This is a genomic window from Pseudomonas sp. 5Ae-yellow (assembly GCF_014077575.1).
Taxonomy (GTDB): Bacteria; Pseudomonadota; Gammaproteobacteria; order Pseudomonadales; family Pseudomonadaceae; genus Halopseudomonas; species Halopseudomonas neustonica.
In genome coordinates this window covers 202,221-220,964 of sequence record NZ_JACGWE010000001.1, presented here as the reverse complement: position 1 = coordinate 220,964, position 18,744 = coordinate 202,221, and the positions used below count along the sequence as shown (strand labels likewise).

13 protein-coding genes are annotated in these 18,744 nt (G+C 58.6%); 4 read left to right on the top strand and 9 right to left on the bottom strand.

Features of this window, described 5'->3' with window-relative positions; translation table 11 throughout:
- Positions 1–15: 15 nt before the first annotated feature.
- Entirely contained in the window at positions 16–231 is a 216-nt protein-coding gene (locus H4J77_RS01020; protein ID WP_123888432.1) for a hypothetical protein, read from the top strand.
- Between the two features lie 72 nt (positions 232–303).
- On the opposite strand, the gene H4J77_RS01015 is transcribed toward H4J77_RS01020, so the two are convergent.
- A complete protein-coding gene (locus H4J77_RS01015) occupies positions 304–1,011 on the bottom strand; it encodes an SIMPL domain-containing protein (RefSeq protein ID WP_182246656.1) in 708 nt (235 codons plus the stop codon).
- 152 nt (positions 1,012–1,163) lie between these two features.
- Here H4J77_RS01015 and H4J77_RS01010 point away from each other — a divergent pair, with 152 nt between their 5' ends.
- On the top strand, positions 1,164–2,441 hold the full coding sequence (locus H4J77_RS01010) for an ATP-binding protein (protein WP_182246866.1): 1,278 nt from the start codon (positions 1,164–1,166) through the stop codon (positions 2,439–2,441).
- Complete coding sequence (locus H4J77_RS01005; RefSeq protein ID WP_182246654.1) at positions 2,431–2,985, top strand: response regulator transcription factor; 555 nt, start codon at positions 2,431–2,433, stop codon at positions 2,983–2,985. Before H4J77_RS01010 ends, H4J77_RS01005 begins: the two co-directional genes overlap by 11 nt.
- Before the next feature lie 127 nt (positions 2,986–3,112).
- On the opposite strand, the gene H4J77_RS01000 is transcribed toward H4J77_RS01005, so the two are convergent.
- Positions 3,113–3,943, bottom strand: coding sequence for a Tim44 domain-containing protein (locus tag H4J77_RS01000; RefSeq protein WP_259364655.1), 831 nt, complete (start codon positions 3,941–3,943; stop codon positions 3,113–3,115).
- Positions 3,944–4,066: 123 nt separating this feature from the next.
- Here H4J77_RS01000 and H4J77_RS00995 point away from each other — a divergent pair, with 123 nt between their 5' ends.
- On the top strand, positions 4,067–5,098 hold the full coding sequence (locus H4J77_RS00995; RefSeq protein WP_182246650.1) for a Glu/Leu/Phe/Val dehydrogenase: 1,032 nt from the start codon (positions 4,067–4,069) through the stop codon (positions 5,096–5,098).
- Between the two features lie 23 nt (positions 5,099–5,121).
- Here H4J77_RS00995 and H4J77_RS00990 read toward each other — a convergent pair whose 3' ends face one another.
- The 7 genes from H4J77_RS00990 to uca all read right to left on the bottom strand — a co-directional run bounded on the left by H4J77_RS00990 (position 5,122) and on the right by uca (position 18,725).
- Positions 5,122–5,940, bottom strand: a complete 819-nt coding sequence (locus H4J77_RS00990) for an SDR family oxidoreductase (protein WP_182246648.1) — start codon at positions 5,938–5,940, stop codon at positions 5,122–5,124.
- A gap of 19 nt (positions 5,941–5,959) precedes the next feature.
- Positions 5,960–6,424 (bottom strand): hypothetical protein, encoded by a 465-nt coding sequence (locus tag H4J77_RS00985; RefSeq protein ID WP_123888438.1) that lies wholly within the window; start codon positions 6,422–6,424, stop codon positions 5,960–5,962.
- A gap of 58 nt (positions 6,425–6,482) precedes the next feature.
- On the bottom strand, positions 6,483–7,277 hold the full coding sequence (locus H4J77_RS00980) for a TatD family hydrolase (RefSeq protein WP_182246646.1): 795 nt from the start codon (positions 7,275–7,277) through the stop codon (positions 6,483–6,485).
- 173 nt (positions 7,278–7,450) lie between these two features.
- Entirely contained in the window at positions 7,451–9,040 is a 1,590-nt protein-coding gene (locus tag H4J77_RS00975) for a peptide chain release factor 3 (protein WP_123888440.1), read from the bottom strand.
- Between the two features lie 357 nt (positions 9,041–9,397).
- The gene (locus H4J77_RS00970; protein WP_182246645.1) at positions 9,398–13,225 is read right to left on the bottom strand and encodes a DUF1631 family protein; all 3,828 of its coding nucleotides are present in this window, start codon (positions 13,223–13,225) and stop codon (positions 9,398–9,400) included.
- 86 nt (positions 13,226–13,311) lie between these two features.
- Entirely contained in the window at positions 13,312–15,114 is a 1,803-nt protein-coding gene (atzF, locus tag H4J77_RS00965; protein WP_182246644.1) for an allophanate hydrolase, read from the bottom strand.
- Positions 15,111–18,725: an urea carboxylase gene (uca, locus tag H4J77_RS00960; RefSeq protein ID WP_182246643.1), complete on the bottom strand. Its 3,615-nt coding sequence runs from the start codon at positions 18,723–18,725 to the stop codon at positions 15,111–15,113. Before uca ends, atzF begins: the two co-directional genes overlap by 4 nt.
- Between the last annotated feature and the right edge of the window lie 19 nt (positions 18,726–18,744).

The following is an 18,744-nucleotide window of genomic DNA, read 5'->3' as shown; positions in this document are numbered from 1 at the left end:
CACAGGAGAGCGTAAATGTCCGCATACAAAATAGCGAAGGAAGTGATGGCGCAGGCAATTGAACAGGCTGCAGCGGCTGGTTATGACGAGCAGGCGCTGGCGCGGGGATTAATGACTGAAGTGATCAATGTTTACAAGCGCGGGCGTAGCCATGCGGATATCGCCAGCGAGTTGGCTTTTCTTGCTGACAACCTCAACGATGACGAAGATTACGCCTTCATGCGGCCATGATGATGAAGTGTCTGCTGGCGGGGTAGTCCACGCCCGATTCAGGATTGAAAAGGGCGTGGCTGGGAAGCGTGCTTACAGGCCTTGAACTTCGATGGTGCCATCGGCGCTCACGGTAACGTCAGACTGACCGCCAGCCACTTCAGGTGTGCTCATTTCCATATCGGCGGACATCATCATTTTCTGTTGACCGCGGTAGCGCATGGGCTGCATGTACTGGGTGTTCAGGTTCAGGTTGACGATTTTATAGCCAGCGCCGCCCAGGCTGCGCGTAGCAATGTTGGCGCGTGACTTGAACGCCTCAATGGCATCGGCGACCAGAGTATCTTCGGTTTTGCTGCGGCTATCAGCAGATAGGCTGAACTGCATGTCGGCCAGGCTCAGATCGCCCAGCAGCTCGCCGGTAAGGGCAGAAATCGCGGCGAAGTCGCTACCTTCGATAACGATCTCGCCACGTTCGCGCCAGCCGATGATGTTCTCACGCTTCTCGTCATAAACCGGTTGGCTGCTGCGGTTACCGCTGCTGACACTGACTTTGTCTTCAGCGCGTGCGGTTTGCAGCGCTGCGTTCAGGGTTCGAGTGATCTTCTCTGCCAGTTTGGCCGGATCCTCGTCCTGTGCTTCGGTGAACAGGGTCACGCTCATGGTGTCATGGTTAACCGACTGCTCGACCTGCGCGTGCAGAGAAACCTGGTTGTAGCGCAGGGGCTCTGCCTGAGCACCAGCGGCGAGTAGACTCATACCCAGAAACAGGCCGGACAGGGGAAGGTGAAGTGAACGCATAAAGTAGGTCTCCTTGATCTTGCGTAATCTGACCCGATACTAGCGCACAGGTTCCGCTCTCCCAAGAATCCGTGCTTTGTGCGACCCTGTGTCGCGCGAGGCGCTAGCCTCGCCCGCCTATACTGGAGTTTGGTATGTCCACGCGATCATTCATGAGCCCTAATACATTGGCGTTATCGCCCTCGCGTCAGAATTTGTGGCGCTTGATCCTTATCCGTTTATTGGTATTGCTGGCGCAAAGCGTATCGGTCCTGGCCGCGTACCTAAGCGGCTGGTTTCCCTTGCCCTGGGGGCCCTTGCTGTTAGCGCTGGGTGGGTCTGCGCTGGTTAGCATCCTGACGCTGTTACGGCTGGGACGAGGCTGGCCGGTAACGAATCTGGAATATGGCCTGCAGTTGCTGTTCGACATGTTTATCCACAGCGTGCTGCTCTACTACTCAGGCGGACCAACCAATCCCTTCGTATCCTATTATCTGGTGCCCCTGACCATTGCGGCGGCCACTTTGCCCTGGTTCTTTACTGCCGTACTGGCGGTGGTCGCGGTCACTTCCTACAGTGCGTTGCTGGTCTGGTATGAGCCGCTGACGGCATTTGATATTCCCTTGGGCGGTGGCCTGGTTAGCCTGCATGTTATTGGTATGTGGCTTAATTTTGCCATGAGCGCCGGTTTGATCAGCCTGTTTGTTGTGCGTATGGCCGACGCGCTGCGCCAGCACGCCGAACGGTTGGCTGAGCGTCGCGAGCAAAGCATCCGCGACGCTCAACTGCTGGGCATCGCCAGTGTGGCAGCAGGTGCCGCACACGAGCTGTCAACGCCGTTATCAACCATGAGTGTGCTGCTCAAGGATCTGAGCAAGGACTATCCCGAGCCCGAGTTGCAGGAGGACCTGGCGGTACTCCAAGAGCAGGTCAGACTGTGCAAGGAGAGCTTGCAGCACATGGTGCGTAGCGCGGAAGATAATCGGCGTCAGCCAGAGCGGATTGAGCCTGCGGACAGCTGGTTGCGAGCCATGCTGGCGCGCTGGCAGTTGATGCGTCCCGAGGTCTCGTGGCAATGGCAGCCGCTGCCTGGCGGTGAGGTGCCCTGTTTGCAGGCTAGTCCGGAGTTGGGGCAGGCCATGCTGAATCTGTTGAATAACGCGGCGGATGCCTGCGCCGAGGGTATTCGTATCAGCCTTGAATGGGACCAACGCTTTATAACCCTGCGCATCCATGATCGTGGGCCGGGTGTGCCGTTGCATATTGCCGAGCAGCTGGGCACCGCTTTTCTAACCACTAAGGGCAAGAAAGGCTTTGGCCTTGGCTTGTTTTTAAGTCAGGCCGCCGTTGAGCGCATCGGTGGCACGGTAAGACTGTTCAATCAGGATGAGGGTGGTACCTTGACTGAAGTGATATTGCCGATTGCACAGGAGATCAGGCATGAGCGATGAATTAAGCCCGGAAGAGCAGCCACTGCTGTTGTTGGTAGATGATGACCCCACTTTTACGCGGGTACTGGCGCGTGCACTGAGTCGTCGCGGCCTGAGGGTAGATACCGCCGGTGGTGCCGAGGAAGCAATGCAGATCGCCCGTGAGCGTCAGCCGGACTTCGCCGTACTCGATCTGAAGATGGAGGGTGACTCCGGTTTGGTGCTGATGCCACGCTTGCTGGAACTCTATCCCGATCTAAAAATTGTCATACTGACCGGGTATTCCAGTATTGCGACCGCTGTTGAAGCGATCAAGCGGGGGGCCTGTAACTATCTGTGCAAGCCAGCCGACGCGGATGACGTATTAACCGCGTTACTGTCCGATCAGGCCGACCCCGACACCTTGGTGCCGGAACACCCAATGTCGGTTGACCGGCTACAGTGGGAGCACATCCAGCGGGTATTGGCAGAGCATGACGGCAACATTTCTGCCACAGCGCGTGCCTTGGGAATGCACCGCCGAACGCTGCAGCGCAAGTTGCAGAAGCGGCCTGTCAGGCGCTGATAAGCTTTCCAGGCTTGAAGCTTCAAGCAATAAAAAAAGCCCGAGCCGATCTCCGGCACGGGCTTCTCACTGTTTCTAGCTTCTAGCTTCTAGCTTCTAGCTTGATACGAACGCGCCCGCGGCGCGCTCAGTTCTGCCTGATCCCGGTAATGATCCATGGTTGACCTTCACCGTCGGCGCGTTCTAGCGCCCAGCTTTCGTCAAACCGATGTCCGGGGTCTTCAGCACTATCGCGGTCCAGGCCGGTAAAGCTAACCGTGACCAGTGTGCGGCCCTGGGTCTGGGTAACCCCATCCAAGCGAACGTCGAGGTCGTCGACAAAGCCGTTCGCGGTAGGTGGTTGCTCCTCGCGTGCCTGCATCAGTTGTGTCAGCAGCTGCGGGTTGAGATATTCGGCCATGCCGGCAGTGTCGCCATCGCGCCAATGACGCTGCAGGGTGTAAAAGTGCTCTGTGGCTGCACGCAGAAACAGCTCCGCGTCAAACCAGGCCGGTGCGTCCTGTTGGGCGGGGTCAGCACGAAACTGAGTGCTGGCGGCTGACGCTGCCTTGTACTGCGGCGTTGCCTCGCGCTGCACGGGTGCGCCACCGGCCGGCTGTAACTGTGGCTGCGGGCGGCGGCTGAACAATTTGAACAACATGAAAGCAATCAATCCGAGGATCAGAATGTCGAATAGCTGAAAGCCTTCGAAGCCATCGCCGAAAAACATGGATGCTAATAATCCGCCGGCAGCAATACCGGCCAGGGGGCCGAGCCAGCGGTTGGCACCGGAGCTGGCTGCGGCCGCGCCCGGTTGTTTGCCTGGTGCGGCTTGCTGATCGCGCGGAGCCTGCTGGCGCTGAGCTGGCTGGCTTTGATGGCTTGGGGTGCTGCCGAAGCTTTTACCACCGCCCATGCGACGGGCTTCGGCGTCGGGAACGCTAACGGTGATCATCAACAAAACAGTTAGAAACGGCATTAGCCAGCGCATGTTTTACTTCTCCGAATAAAAGGACTACCAGTTTGCCAAAGCGTCACGGGTAACGAATAGGATTAGTGTGTATTGTTGTTTCAGACAACCAGCAAAGCAGGAGAGGCCTAAATGTTCACAGCAATGCGGGCGGAGCGTATGCAGGGGCTGCATTTCTTTTCAGACCAGGCAAGCGGGCTGGAGGCTATCGTTGCTATCCACAACACTTACCTTGGGCCGGCGCTGGGTGGCTGCCGTTACCTTCCTTACAATAGCCTTGATGAGGCGGTTGCCGACGCCATGCGTTTGGCACGTGGTATGAGTTACAAAGCCGCGCTTGCTGGGCTTGAACAGGGCGGGGGCAAAGCCGTCATCTTGCGACAGCCCCACGTTGCCAATCGCGCGGCTCTCTTTGAGGCCTTTGGCCGCTGTATCGAATCCTTGCGCGGTGGCTATATCACCGCCATGGACAGCGGTACCAGCAGCGCTGATATGGACTGCATTGCCCAGCAAACGGGCCATGTAACCAGTACTACCGAAGCGGGTGATCCCTCACCCCACACCGCCCTGGGTGTATTGGCTGGCATAAGGGCTGCCGTGCGGGCGCGCCTGGGGCAGGAAAGCCTCAGTGGCGTTCGTATAACTGTGCAGGGACTGGGCAATGTGGGTTATGCGCTGGCCCAGCTACTGCACGCTGAGGGAGCCGAGTTGATGGTCAGTGACCTGGATCAGGGTAAGGTACGCTTGGCTGAAGAGGAACTGGATGCGCAGCCGCTGGCACTGGATGCGGTATACGAAGCGCCTTGCGATATCTTTTCACCCTGTGGACTCGGTGGTGCGATCAATCAGCGCAGCATCTCGTTATTGCGCTGCGCTGCGGTGGCGGGCGCAGCCAACAATCAGCTGATAGACATTGATATGGCCGATCAACTGGATGCGCGTGGCATTCTCTATGCGCCGGATTATGTGATCAATGCCGGCGGCTTGTTACATGTGGCGTTGACGCATCGAGGTGTGGCGCACGGCAAAATAGCGGCACGGGTCAAGGCCATAGGTGAGCGGCTGGATAGCATCTTTACGCAGAGTCAAAGCGAAGGGCGCTCGCCGGCAGAAGTCGCTGATCGCCAGGCAGAGCGCATAATCTATCCTGACGCCTCGGGTTAAGGCGTCAGCTCAGTAACAGCGCATTATTCCAGCTTGAAGCGTTTGCGCATGCGTTTGTCGAGCATGGACAGCGGCAACCAACGCTTCAGGCGCACCATGCTGCGTGCGCTGTGGCCAATCAGCGCCTGTTCCGGGCGGACCGGATTCTTCACGTAACCCAGCAACTCCTTGGCAAAGTCTGCAGCACTGGTGGATTGGGCGTTCTGCGACGCCTTGGCGCGTGCTTGCACGGCTTTTTCCCAAGGCTTGAACCAGGATGTTTCTGCCATGGTGATGGCGGCGCTGGCGTTATTACCGAAGTCCGAAGCAATAGCGCCCGGCAGCACCGTCAGTACCTGAACACCAAAGGGGTGCAGCTCCATCCGCAGGGCATCGGAAATCGCGTGCAGCGCGGCCTTGGAGGCGCAGTACACGCCGGAAAACGGCGTCGTGGTTACGCCAGAAACGCTACCGATATTGACGATCAGGCCTTTGCTGTCGCGCAGTAAGTCTGCGGTGTCGCGCACCAGTTGCAGCGGCGCAAAGACATTGGTGTCGAATTGCTTGAGCAGGGTGTCGCGATCCGCATCCATGATCGGTCCCATGGCACCGTAGCCAGCGTTATTGATCAGCAGGTCCAGGCGGCCGGCCTCTGTGCGCAGGCGCTCTGCGCAGGCTTGCCGCTGCTCTGCGTTATTCACATCCAACTGCACGGCAATGGCGCCCCGAGCGACCAGCGGTGCCAGTGTTTCCGGATTGCGGGCCGTGGCCCAGACCTGATAACCGGCATCCAGGCAGCAATGGGCCAGTGCCTGACCGATACCGGTGGAACAGCCTGTGATCAACGCGACTTCTTGTGGCATCTTTTATTATCCTTGTTGGTTAGTTGATGAATTCTGCGCTGACCTCATCGGCCTGGTAGTCCAGCTCGGCTTCGCGGTAGCCGCGTCGCAGGCGCGGCACGCTGAAACACAGCTTTACCTGCTCACCGGGTGCCAGGCGAGTAGGGCTGCTGAAGTCCAGCGCCACGCCAGCATCCAGCAAATTGGTGTTGTAGCCCGGTTGGCTAGCCACCAGCTGCCAGTGAATGTGCTGCACCGCTGAGTCACTCTGGTTGCTTATACGCACCACCAGTGGTTTGCCAAACTCACATTGCTCAGGCTGGTAGGCGAGGTCGAAAGCCAGTTGCTCTACTCGCTGGGCTTGTTGCCACTGCAGCAGGCCCATGACCAGGCCCAGCAGCAGGCCCAGACCCGCCAGCACGCCGCTTACCGGCAGCATCACCCTGGGGAAGCGCAACAGTAGAACCAGCCAGACCAGAAAAATGGCAACGCCTAGAAAAGGCATGGGGTTTCTCCTCGGTTTGCCACTTGGAAAGACTCTCGACTGTAACAGACCGCCCTGCTCAAGACACTGGCGTGGTGGCCCAGTCGAATAATTCACAGCTGTTATGCCAGCACTGCTCGGCGAACTGCTGCACTGGTTGTTTGCGCAGCTCAGCCAAGTGCCTGGCGATCGCAGGAATATTTTGCGGGCTATTACGTTGCGACACCGCGAAGCTGGGCGGCATATCGGGTGAGTCGGTTTCCAATACGATGCTATTGGCAGGCAGTTGGGCGATAGTGCGATGCATTCGTTTGGCCTGGGGCCATGTTGCGGCTCCGCCAATACCGAGTTTGAAGCCCAGCTTGAGATACTCCTGCGCTTCTTCCAGGCTGCCAGAAAAGGCGTGGATGATGCCGCTGCGCTGGAGTTTGAATCGCTTTAAGGTAGCAATACATTGCGCATGTGCGCGACGCACGTGCAGCAGCACGGGTAGCGAGAAGTCGGCCGCCAGTGCCAACTGCTGTTCAAACAGCTGTTGTTGGGCGTCGCGGTCGGTATTGTCGAGGTAGAAGTCCAGACCAAACTCGCCTACGGCACAGAGTTGGCGGTGGCCGCTGCAGTTCTGCAGTTGCTGGCGCAGTTGATCCAGGTGCTGCGGCTGATGCTCGGCACAGAACATCGGGTGCAGGCCGAAGGCTGCGTGCAACATGGGCTGCTGCTGAGTCAGTTGCCATACTTTTTGCCAGTTGCTGGCGGCCACCCCCAGTACTACCAGTCGCTCGACACCCAGCTGCAAGCAATCATCCAGCACCGCGTCACGGTCGTGGTCAAAGGCGGCGAAGTCCAGGTGGGTATGGGTATCTATGTAGCGCATTGGCTAACGCTACGCTGGCAAGCCGCAAGCCGCAAGCCGCAAGCCGCAGACTTCGAGCCTCAAGCCTCAAGCCTCAAGCTTCAAGCGAAAAGCCCGAACCAAAACACTGGAACGGGCTTCTAATTGCTTGCAGCTTGCAGCTTGCAGCTTGCAGCTGCGCGTAGCGTAGCGCGTCAGTGATGCTCGCGGGTTGCGCGGAAGGCGATGTCGGGCCAGCGTTCTTCGGTCAGGCTGAGGTTAACGCGGGTAGGGGCCAGATAGGTCAGGTGGCCGCCGCCGTCAATCGCCAGGTTGTCGGTGGCCTTGTTGCTGAATTCTTCCAGTTTCTTGCGATCACTGGACTCGACCCAACGCGCTGACCAGACATTGATCGGCTCATAAATACACTCGACCTTGTATTCCTGTTGCAACCGTGAGGCAACTACATCGAACTGAAGCACACCAACCGCGCCAAGGATGATGTCGTTGTTGCGCTCCGGGAAGAATACCTGGGTGGCGCCTTCCTCAGCCAGCTCCTGCAGGCCCTGACGCAACTGCTTGGATTTCAGCGGGTCCTTCAGGCGCACGCGGCGAAACAGCTCAGGTGCGAAGTGCGGGATGCCGGTGAAACCGATCTTCTCGCCTTCGGTAAAGGTGTCGCCAATCTGAATGGTGCCGTGGTTGTGCAAGCCGATGATGTCGCCAGCCCAAGCCTCTTCCAGATGCTCGCGCTCGGCAGCGAAGAAGGTCAGCGCGTCGGCGATACGTACATCCTTGCCGGTGCGCACGTGATGCAGCTTCATGCCTTTTTCGTAACGGCCGGAACAGATACGCAGAAACGCGATACGGTCGCGGTGTTTGGGATCCATATTCGCTTGAATCTTGAACACGAAACCGCTGAACGAGGCTTCAGTCGGCTGAACTGTACGCTCGTGGCTATCGCGAGGTTGTGGTCGTGGAGCCCAGTCGACGATGGCATCGAGTACCTGGTCGACGCCAAAGTTACCCAGTGCGGTGCCGAAGAATACGGGGGTCATTTCGCCTTTGAGAAACGCTTGCTCGTCAAACTCGTGGCAGGCGCCCTGCACCAGTTCCAGCTGCTCGACAAAGTCGTCGTAGAGGTCGCCCAGGTGAGCGCGCGCTTCGTCCGAGTCGAGCCGGTCGATGGTTTTGGTTTCCGTGCGCTCGTGGCCATGTCCTGCCTCGTAAACGATGATGCAGTCGCGCTTGAGGTGATACACACCCTTGAAGTCGCGGTAGCAACCGATCGGCCAGGTGATGGGCGCAGCCTTGATGTTGAGCACGTCTTCGATTTCATCCAGCAGCTCAATCGGGTCGCGTATATCGCGGTCGAGCTTGTTGACGAAGCTGACGATGGGCGTATCGCGCAGACGGCATACGTCCATCAGGGCGATGGTGCGTGGCTCAACCCCTTTACCGCCGTCGAGTACCATGAGCGCTGAGTCGACGGCGGTCAGGGTGCGGTAGGTATCTTCCGAGAAGTCTTCGTGGCCGGGGGTATCGAGCAGGTTGATCATGCCGTCACGATAAGGGAACTGCATCACCGAGGTGGTCACCGAGATACCCCGTTCCTTCTCCATTGCCATCCAGTCGGACGTAGCATGGCGGTCGGATTTCCGCGACTTGACGGTGCCGGCTACGCTGATCGCTTGCCCCATCAGCAGCAAGCGCTCGGTGATTGTGGTCTTACCAGCGTCAGGGTGAGAGATAATGGCGAAAGTGCGGCGTTTACCGACTTCCTGTGCGATTGGAGCGTTCGACATCAGCAGAGGTATTCCAGATTTTTTGCTGCCGGCGCAGCCTGATTGGCGTGGCGGGCGGCTTTAAGCGAAAAGTGGTGGTCATTTTCCCTGATCCGCGCGGTATACACAATCGACAGGACACAAATGCATCGGCTGTCGCCCCCCGAAGCTCGGGCATCTTCAGCTTTTTAAGCGCCTATTCTGTCTCCGGTATGACGCAAGTCGACAAGGCTTTATGCGCGACGATCCGGGTAATAATCTGCGCCTGCTGTGCCGTTGCTGCTAATCCACCGGCCGATAGCTGATTCCGGCAGTGACCTGCGCACTCGGGGATGTGTCAGGGACCCTTAGCGTTGGGCGGATTATTTAGGCGGTTTCTCAGAAGCGTGGATTGTTGCGCAGATCCAGTTGATCAAGCATTACTGGCATACCAAACTGGTAGCCTTGCGCATAATCCACGCCGATATGCGTCACGGTGTTGAGAATCGCTTCACTGCTGACATACTCGGCGATAACCTTTTTCTTCAGGTAATGGCCCATCTCGGTGATGGATTTGACCAGAGCGTAGTCGACATCGTTGGTATTGATATCGCGCACAAATGCACCGTCGATCTTGATGAAGTCCACTGGCAGGCGCTTTAAGTAAGAGTAGGACGATTGGCCTACACCAAAGTCGTCGAGCGAGAAGCGACAACCGATGCTGCGCATTTCCTTGATGAAATCAGCAGCGTCGTCGAGGTTGGTGACCGCTGTGGTTTCGGTTATCTCGAATACCAGCTTGTTGCGCGGGACCGGGTAGCGCACCAGTGCGTCAAAAATGAAATCCAGGAAGGTTTCATCGTTCATGCTGTGGCCCGACAGGTTGACCGAAAAGCCACCAAACAGGTGCAGTTCGTCCAGGTGGTCGTACATCCACTGCAATACATGCTCGATCACCCAGCGATCTACCGCGGCCATGCGGTTGTACTCCTCGGCAAACTTGATGAACTCGGCGGGTGGCGAGTCTTCACCATGTTCATCCAGCACGGTGAGCAGTACTTCGTAGTGCGCTAGGGTGCGCGCGCTGCCGTTGATCGGCGCGATCTTCTGGCAGCGTAGCTTCAGGTTATCGTTGTCCAGTGCACGATTGATGCGGGTGACCCAGGCCATTACCTCGTCCAGAGCTTCCAGCCGCTGGTCGCCCGGCCGCACTACCTGCACGTCTTTATAACCGGTTTTCTTGGACAGGCTGGTCGCCGACTCGACTGCACGTAATAACTCCATGACCTTGTGGTTGCTGCGGTTCAAGCCGACCAGCGCCAGCGCGGTCTTGATAACAAAACTATGCTCTTCGTACTCAAAACGCTTTTCTTCGACGACGCCCTTGAGTTCGCGTGCGCTGCTGTAGCCAAGGGTTTCGGCATCTTCCTGCAGTAATATGGCGAACTGGTCAGCTCCCATGCGACCAACCAGACTACCCTGCTTGAGAAAGCTGCGCAGGCGCTGTGCAAGCGTGCTGAGAAAGCGATCCCCGGCTTCGTAGCCGCAGGTGTTGTTGATCACCTTGAACTGCATTATGTCGATAAAAATAAGGCTGAACCGCTCGGTCTCCTCGTTAGCGCCAGCTACAGTTTGTGCCAGTGTTCGGCAGAATTCTTTGCGGGTTAGAAATCCGGTAAGAGGATCGTGACAGGAGTCGAAGGCCAGCTTGTCGTAGACTTTCTGCACCAGCGCATCGAACCCTTGCTCAACGGCGGGCAGTGCCGCATCACTGAGCAGTACCAGGTTTCCGTCGCGCAGCAGGGTGGCCACCCGCTCCAGCGGCAGTTCGAGTTTTTGTGTGCCCTGGTGATTGGCAAATACATAGTGGCTGTGGTCATCGGCAGTCCAGGCCAGTTGCACCAGTTTTTCCTGTAGTTGGCCGTGACTCAGTTCAAACCACTGGGATACTTTCAGGCCACGCGCGCGTTTGATCCAGCGTTGCAGTGATAGCCCGCCATCGGGCAAGGCATCCAGGCGGTCCTGCAAGCTGGGTTCTGCTCCCAGCGGGTCCTGATAGGTGCCGATGCTGATGTCGTTGGGGTCGGTATCCAGCATCTGCCTGACCTGCGCCACCAGTTCGAGGTGGCTCAACTGGCCTTCCGGTATCTTGGAAAGCCCTCTTTCGACCAGCAGCAGCAAGTTCTCTTCGCCGAGCGGTTTTTCCATTGAGGTTAGACGGGTGCTATCGCGGTTGGCCGCCAGTTGCTCAATGACCTGCAGCGTTATTTCCCAGGAGCGGCTGGACATTCCTTCACGCAGGTAACTCAGACGCATCAGGTCGCGCCAGCCATTTTCCAGAAGCGAGATAACCGGTTGCGGTATGGGGGCAGTCAGGACGCGCTCCAGCTCGCATTGAATCTGCCTATTGGCATGGCGCAGCCGTTGCTGCCCATCGCAGCCCTGACGAATGCGCTGCAGGTTACGTTCGATCAGGCGTTTTTCGCGGCCGACCAGTTGATCCAGTCTGTCGATGCTTTGGCTGAAGCCTTTACCGTCGGTTTTGTCCGCCAGAATCCCGCCGATGGCCTCGCGAATAGCAGGGGTATTGGCGGCTAGATTGCTGCTGCCTTTATCGGCCAGCAGGGCAATGTAATTCAGTGCCTGACGGGCGGGATGAGCTTCGGCTGAAAACAGCTCAGGGTCCTGCAAAATGGCGCGCAGCAGCGGCACCTGCAGTTTGCGGAACTCATCACGCAGATCGGCGTTGATGCGGTCGCTCTGCAGGATACTGTCGAATAAACCTTCGATGGTATCGGCGGCGTCCTGTTCCTGCTCGGATAGCGGTTGAGCGCTGCCCTTGGCTTGCCGCAGTAGTTCTTTCAGTGCGCCAGTCTGCACTAGCTGCACATCACCTCTAATCAGGCTTTCCTGCAATTGGCCAAGTTGTTGTGCGGTGGCTTGGCTGTGGTGTCCATCACTATCGCTGGCAGCGACCGTTTCACCTGTCGCTTGGCGGCGCAGGCCCATCAGCTGACTAACAGTGCCGTAGGCTGAAGGCGGCTCGGCAGACGCCGCTGTATCCGACTCTTTCTCCAGCGTGCCGGTGACGTTTTCTTCTGCCGCCAGTGATTTGCTGGGCGGCGCGGTAGCCTTGCTGCTTTCTTCGGCCTCAGCTGCTGACTCGGGGCGATTCAGCAGCGCCTGTTCGGCCAGATACTGGGCTATGTCAATGTCCGGCAGAATGTCGGCATCAATAAACACTTGATTCAGCTGCTGGTAGAAAGCCTGGAGTTCGCCGAGCAGGGTTTTCTGCAATACGGCATAAACCACCTGTAACTGGGCGTGCGGCAACTGCAGGTGGTGAATTTGTTCAAAAAAACCGTTACATAGCGCCGCCGGGGAAAAAGGGTTGGGCGGGCGCTGACCATCGCGTTTGCCAAAGGCTGCATCGATACGAACCTGCAGCTCTATCAGTGCGTCACGTTGTTTCAATTCAGCCTTGGAGATGGCAACCCTCACCAGTAGCCAGTCTTCAAAGTCGTCCTTGGTGATCAGCTCCAGTGGCGAAGCTCTCTTGCTTTGGTCAGCCGCGGATATGCCCGCTAGCGCGTAAATGCCTTTGCTGAGTGCCATGGCGTCAGCAATGATGCATTGGCTGAGGCTGGCAAAAATGCGCTGGCGGTCCTTGCGAAACTGTTTGGTGGCAATAAGAAAGTGCTGCTGCGCACTGGTGTCGTGTTGCTGGTCTGCGGCGGCGAAGAGTTCATGCTCGAGTTGATGGCAAAACCCTGCGTACTGTTGCCGCAAAAAGTCGTGCAGCACCCGACAGGCGGACTGCATTAGGCTCTTTTTGTGTCGCTCGCTGAGTGCCGGCTGACTGCTGGCCAGGCTGGTGGATTGTTTGTTCTCTTGCGCCTGCGCGACCGAGAGATGCTGCAATACTCGGTAGACGGCGGGATCGGGGTTGGGAACGTGCAGGCCAGCGCCTTGTGGGGTCAGGCGAACAATAGCAACGGGTAAGCGCAGATATTGTTGCGCCTGGCGGAAACTGATGCTGGCATTACTATGGTCTGCCGCCACGCGCCTGAGACTGTTGATGATGCCGCCGGCGATGGCGGCATCAAAGCTAACCTGCAGGCCGCCCTGACTGTACTCGACGATGGTGCAGTGGTGACTGTCTCCTTCCGCCACTGAGAGCACGGCATCAACGTTACATATCTGGCGAGGGAACTTCCGCTTTTCCATAAACTGCACCCAGATCGACTACTTGGTCTGAAATCAGTTTATGTGCTGTGTTGGTAAAAGTCTCGTTTCCCCTTTTTATCCCTTGTTCAGCGTTGTGCCATATAAGCGCGCCAGCCACCCAAGGCAGAAATATCGCTGCTGCCTTCGAGTCCGTAGGGTTCACAGATAAAGCCGCAGACCCAGCTACCGTCGGCAATCTGCACCTTGCCGATGCCCAGCGGTGCTGGAATGCCAGCGACAAAGCTGCCGAACTCGCTCTTCGGCATAGACCATATTTCCACCTCAATAGCCACGCCTGCCGCTTCATCGCGAATCAATCCGGGACGGAACGGCGGGCCGCCGGCCAGCGCATACATCAGGTAGTGGGGGGATGTTTGGGTATGTTGTTTGAGTACCGCACCGCGCTCCAGTAACTGCCAGTTCAGCGGCAGCCCTTCAAGGTGCGCACCGCAGACCAGCACGTCGATGCTGTCGGGGTTGCCGACTGCCTGGCCGCTAAGGGCCGGTTGTGGCAGATCCAGCGCACCCTGGGGCAAGGGTAGCGTCTGCTGTATGCGGTTGGCGATGGACAGCAGCGCACGGTCGCTGAACGCTGGGCCGACCAGGGTGATGCCGAAGGGCAGGCCGGCTTCGGTGAATGCCGTGGGTACCGCGACCGAGGTCATGTCGACCAGGTTCATGTAATTGGTGTAGTAGCCCAACTGGCTGTTGCGCAGAATCGGCTCTTCGAGCATTTCGGCGATGGTAAACAGGCGGCCAGCGGTCGGCGTCAGCAGGCAGTCGAGCCCCTTGAGCTGATCATGACAGGCCTTTTTCAACTCCTCCAGTCGGTACTGCGCCTTGAACAGCGCGGTAGCGGGTGGCTTGCCACCGGGCGCTATGATCTCGCGAACCACCGGGAAGATGGCCTCGGGGTTGTCATCGATCAGCGGCTGTGCAGCCAGGTAACGTTCGGTGACCCAAGGGCCTTCGTACAGCAGCAGGGCGGCTTCGTTGAAGGGTGTGTAGTCGATGGTGACCAGCTCGATACCGGTAGCGGCGAGCTTTTCCAGGGTCGCGGCATAGGTGGCGGCGTAGGCCTGGTCACCAAAGAACTGTAAATGCTCCTCGGTCAGTACACCGATTTTTAGCGCACCACCACGGCGACCGTATTGGCGGTTCTGATTGTTGAACGGATTAGCGCGGCTATAACCGTCGCGGCTATCGAAACCTTCGGCGCAGGCCAGAACGCTGTTGGCGTCATCACTGTTCAGCGCAAAGATGCTGATGCAATCCAGGCTGCGGCACGCCGGTACCAGCCCGCTGGCCGACAGTAGACCACGTGTGGGTTTCAGTCCTACCAGGTTATTAAAGCACGCGGGTACTCGGCCTGAGCCGGCGGTATCGGTACCCAGGCTGAAGGTGGCCAGGCCCTTGGCGACAGAAACCGAGGAGCCGGCGCTGGAGCCGCCGCTGATGTAGTCAAAATCAAAGGCATTGTGACAGGGGCCGTGCGGTGAACGCGTGCCGTTCAAACCGGTGGCAAACTGGTCCAGGTTGGTCTTGCCGATCGGGATGGCGCCTGCGTCGATCAGCTGCTGCACTACCTGCGATGACTCGGCAGGCGTATAAGCAAAGGCGTCGCAGCCGTTGGTGGTAGCAACACCCGCCAGGTCGATATTGTCCTTGATGGCAAAGGGTACACCCCAGAGCGGCGTGGTAGCCGGGTCCTTGGTTGCCAGCGCATCGAGATAAGGCTGATGCTCGGTTTCGGTCAGCAGGTAAATCCAGATGTTGTGGTCGGATAAAGTGACGGCTTGCTCACGAATACTGGCCAGCAGTTTGGCCGGGGTAAGGCTGCCTTCACGGTAGGCCTGCTTCAGGCCTGTGATGCTCATATCAATTTTCATGCTGGGTTCTCCTGCGCAGCGTCCTGCAATACCACCAGCGGCTGGCCGGCGTGTACGCGGCCACCGGCCTGCTGCAATACGTGGGTGACGACGCCGTCGCACGGCGCCTGTAAAGGGATTTCCATTTTCATGGATTCAAGAATCAACAACACCTGGCCCGCCTTGACCTGATCGCCGACCTTGACCGCTGCTTGCCACAGGCTGCCGGATACGGGGCTATCGACGCCCACGCTATCCTCGGGCCAACTAATGTCATCAGCGGCGTCTTCCAGCTCCTCGCTTGCGAAGTTGAACTGGCCGTTGGCGTGCCACTGGCGCAGCTCCTCGGTGAATGCGGCGTTACGCTGTTGCTTGAAGGTGTCGATTTCGTCGGCGTTATCGGCAATGAAGGCCTCGTGCTCGGCCAGACTGAAATGGCTTTCTTCAATGCGCAGTGGATACCGGCCCTGCGGGAAGTCGCGGCGAATCTGCTGCAGTTCGTCGTGGCTGACTTCATAAAACCGGATCTGATCGAAGAAGCGCAGCAGCCAGGGCTTGCTGAATTCGCGGGTCTGGCGGTAGCGGTTCCACATCTGCAAGGTGCGGCCGACGAATTGGTAGCCGCCGGGGCCTTCCATGCCGTAAACACACAGGTAGGAACCGCCGATACCGACCGAGTTCTCTGCTGTCCAGGTGCGCGCCGGATTGTACTTGGTGGTTACCAGGCGGTGCCGTGGATCGGTTGGCGTGGCGACCGGCGCGCCGAGGTACACATCACCCAGGCCCATGACCAGGTAGGAGGCGTCGAACAGCACCTGCTTGACGTCGTCGATGCTATCCAGCCCGTTGATTCGGCGGATGAACTCCAGGTTGCTCGGGCACCAGGGCGCGTTGCTGCGTACCGATTGGGTATATTTCTCAATGGCCTGCTGGCAAGCCTCGTCATCCCAGGACAGCGGAATATGCACGATGCGCGAAGGCACGGACAGCTCGTTTAGCCGCTCGGACAGCGCCTGCTCGCCCTTAAGTAGATGTTCCAGTAGCGCTGCATGGCTCAACTGCTGGCTGTCAAAATGCAGTTGCAAAGAGCGTATCCCCGGCGTCAGCTCGCGCATGCCGGGTAGCGGGTTTTGCTGCAGCCACTGCATCAGCGCGTGCGCACGGAAGCGCAAGCGAATATCCAGCATCTGCTCGCCATACTCGACCAGCAGGAAATGATCGCCGGCGGCGCGATAGACGATCTCGTCGCCAAATTGCTCAGCGGGCAAGCGCTTGATAATAGGCGTTTGTGGCGCGACGGGCTGCCACTCCAGCGGTTGCGCCTGCAAATTATCGATAGCGCTGATTTGGGCCGCCTCCAGTGCGACCGCCTGCTCGATGCTGATTGGAACGAAGCGCACGGTGTCACCGGCGCGCAGTTGGCCCAGCTTCCATAGGTCAGCGGTGATTACGGTTGCTGGGCAGACAAAGCCGCCTAGCGAAGGGCCATCCGGACCCAGAATGACCGGCATGTCGCCGGTGAAATCCACGGTGCCGAAGGCATAAGCATTGTCGTGAATGTTGGAAGGGTGCAAACCCGCCTCGCCGCCGTCTTTGCGCGCCCAGTCGGGTTTGGGGCCGATCAGGCGCACGCCGGTGCGGCTGGAGTTGTAGTGAATTTCCCAATCGGTATTGAAGAAGGTCGCTACATCCTCGTCCGTGAAAAAGTCCGGCGCACCGTGCGGTCCGTAAATGACGCGCACTTCCCACTGGTTGTCGAGGTTCGGGCGTAGGGCGTCTGGCACGCTGGCGCTCGCCACGGTGCTGGCACTGCTGTCCAGATGCAAGACGTCGCCGGTACGCAAAGCGCGGCCGTTGTGCCCGCCGAATTTACCGAGGGTAAAGGTCGACTTGGAACCCAGGTAGTCCGGGCATTGCACGCCACCGAGCACGCTCAGATAGGCGCGGGTGCCGGATTCCTTGATGCGGCCCAGGGTCAGGGTTTGGCCAGCGGCAACATCGATGACCTGCCACAGGGCAACGGCCTGATCATCCAGTCGTGCGTCCAGCGGCGCACCGCTGAGCACGATCTGGGTCGCCTGGGCGAAACGCAGCGTCGGGCCTTGCAGGGTGATTTCCAGGCCCGCAGCGTCTTTGGCGTTGTTCAGCAGACGATTGCCGAGCCGGAAGGCATAACTATCAAAAGGCCCGGAGGGCGGCACGCCCACATCCCAGCTACCGGCGCGGCCGGGAAAATCCTGAATGGTGGTCTGGGTGCCGCCGGCCAGCACGTCAATGCGTGCCGGGCTGTAGCGAAAGCTGTTCAGATAGCGTGTGGTCACTTCACCGGCAGCCAGCACCGGATCGCGACTCAGCGCACGCAGATAATCGAGGTTGGTTTCGCTGCCATACAGGCGGGTGGCGTCCAGCGTGCTTTGCAGCTTGCTCAGTGCCTGCTCGCGAGTTTCAGCATGCACAATCACCTTGGCCAGCATGGGATCAAAGTAGGCGGGTACTTCCAGCCCGGATTCGATCCAATGGTCGATGCGAATGCCGTCACCTGACGGAAAGACAACCTCGCTCAGCAAACCTGCGCAGGGCTGAAAGTCGCGGTACGGATCTTCGGCATACAGACGCACCTGTATGGCATGGCCTTGGGCTTGCAGGTTGGCGCGTTGTGCATCCAGATCTGGCGCATCGCCAGCGGCCAGGCGAATCATCCACTCGACCAGATCAACACCGTAAACCTCTTCGGTCACGCCGTGCTCAACCTGCAGGCGGGTATTCACTTCAAGAAAGTAAAATTCGTGGCTGTCGGCGTCGTAGATGAATTCTACGGTTCCGGCGTTGCGGTAGCCGATGCTGCACAGCAGGTTCTCGGCAGTGCTATGCAGCTCGGCGCGAATCGCGTCAGTCAGGTTGGGCGCAGGGCATTCCTCCACCACTTTCTGATTGCGGCGCTGGCTGGAGCAGTCGCGCTCGCCCAGCGCCAACGCCTTGCCTGCGCCGTCACCGAACATCTGCACTTCAATATGCCGGGCGCGAGCGATAAATTTTTCCAGGAACACGCCATCATCGGCGAAGTTGCTGGCGCCAAGCCGCTTGACGCTGTCGAACGCACCGTTCAGCTCTTCCAGACTGTGGCACAGCTGCATACCGATGCCACCACCACCGGCGGTGCTTTTCAGCATCACAGGGTAGCCAATACGCTCGGCGGCTGCTTGCGCGGCACTCAGGTCTTGCAGCAGATCGGTACCCGGCAGCAGAGGCACGCCGGCCTTCTCGGCCAGCTCGCGGGCACGGTGCTTGAGGCCAAACTCCACCATCTGTTCCGGTGTGGGTCCAATAAAGGCAATGCCGGCCGCCTCGCAGCGGCGCACGAAGTCGGCATTTTCACTGAGAAAGCCGTAACCGGGATGGATGGCCTGAGCGCCGGACTCGGCCGCAATTGCCAGCAGCTTATCGACCTTCAGGTAGGTATCGGCTGCGGCGCCGTCACCCAGGCAAAAGGCTTCATCGGCCAGCCGCACGTGCAGGCTTTCAGCGTCGCACTCGGCGTAGACCGCGACCGAACCAATGCCCATATGGCGCAGGGTGCGAATAATGCGCGTGGCGATGGCGCCACGGTTGGCAATCAATACTTTATTGAACATCACTCTAGCCTTTGCCGGG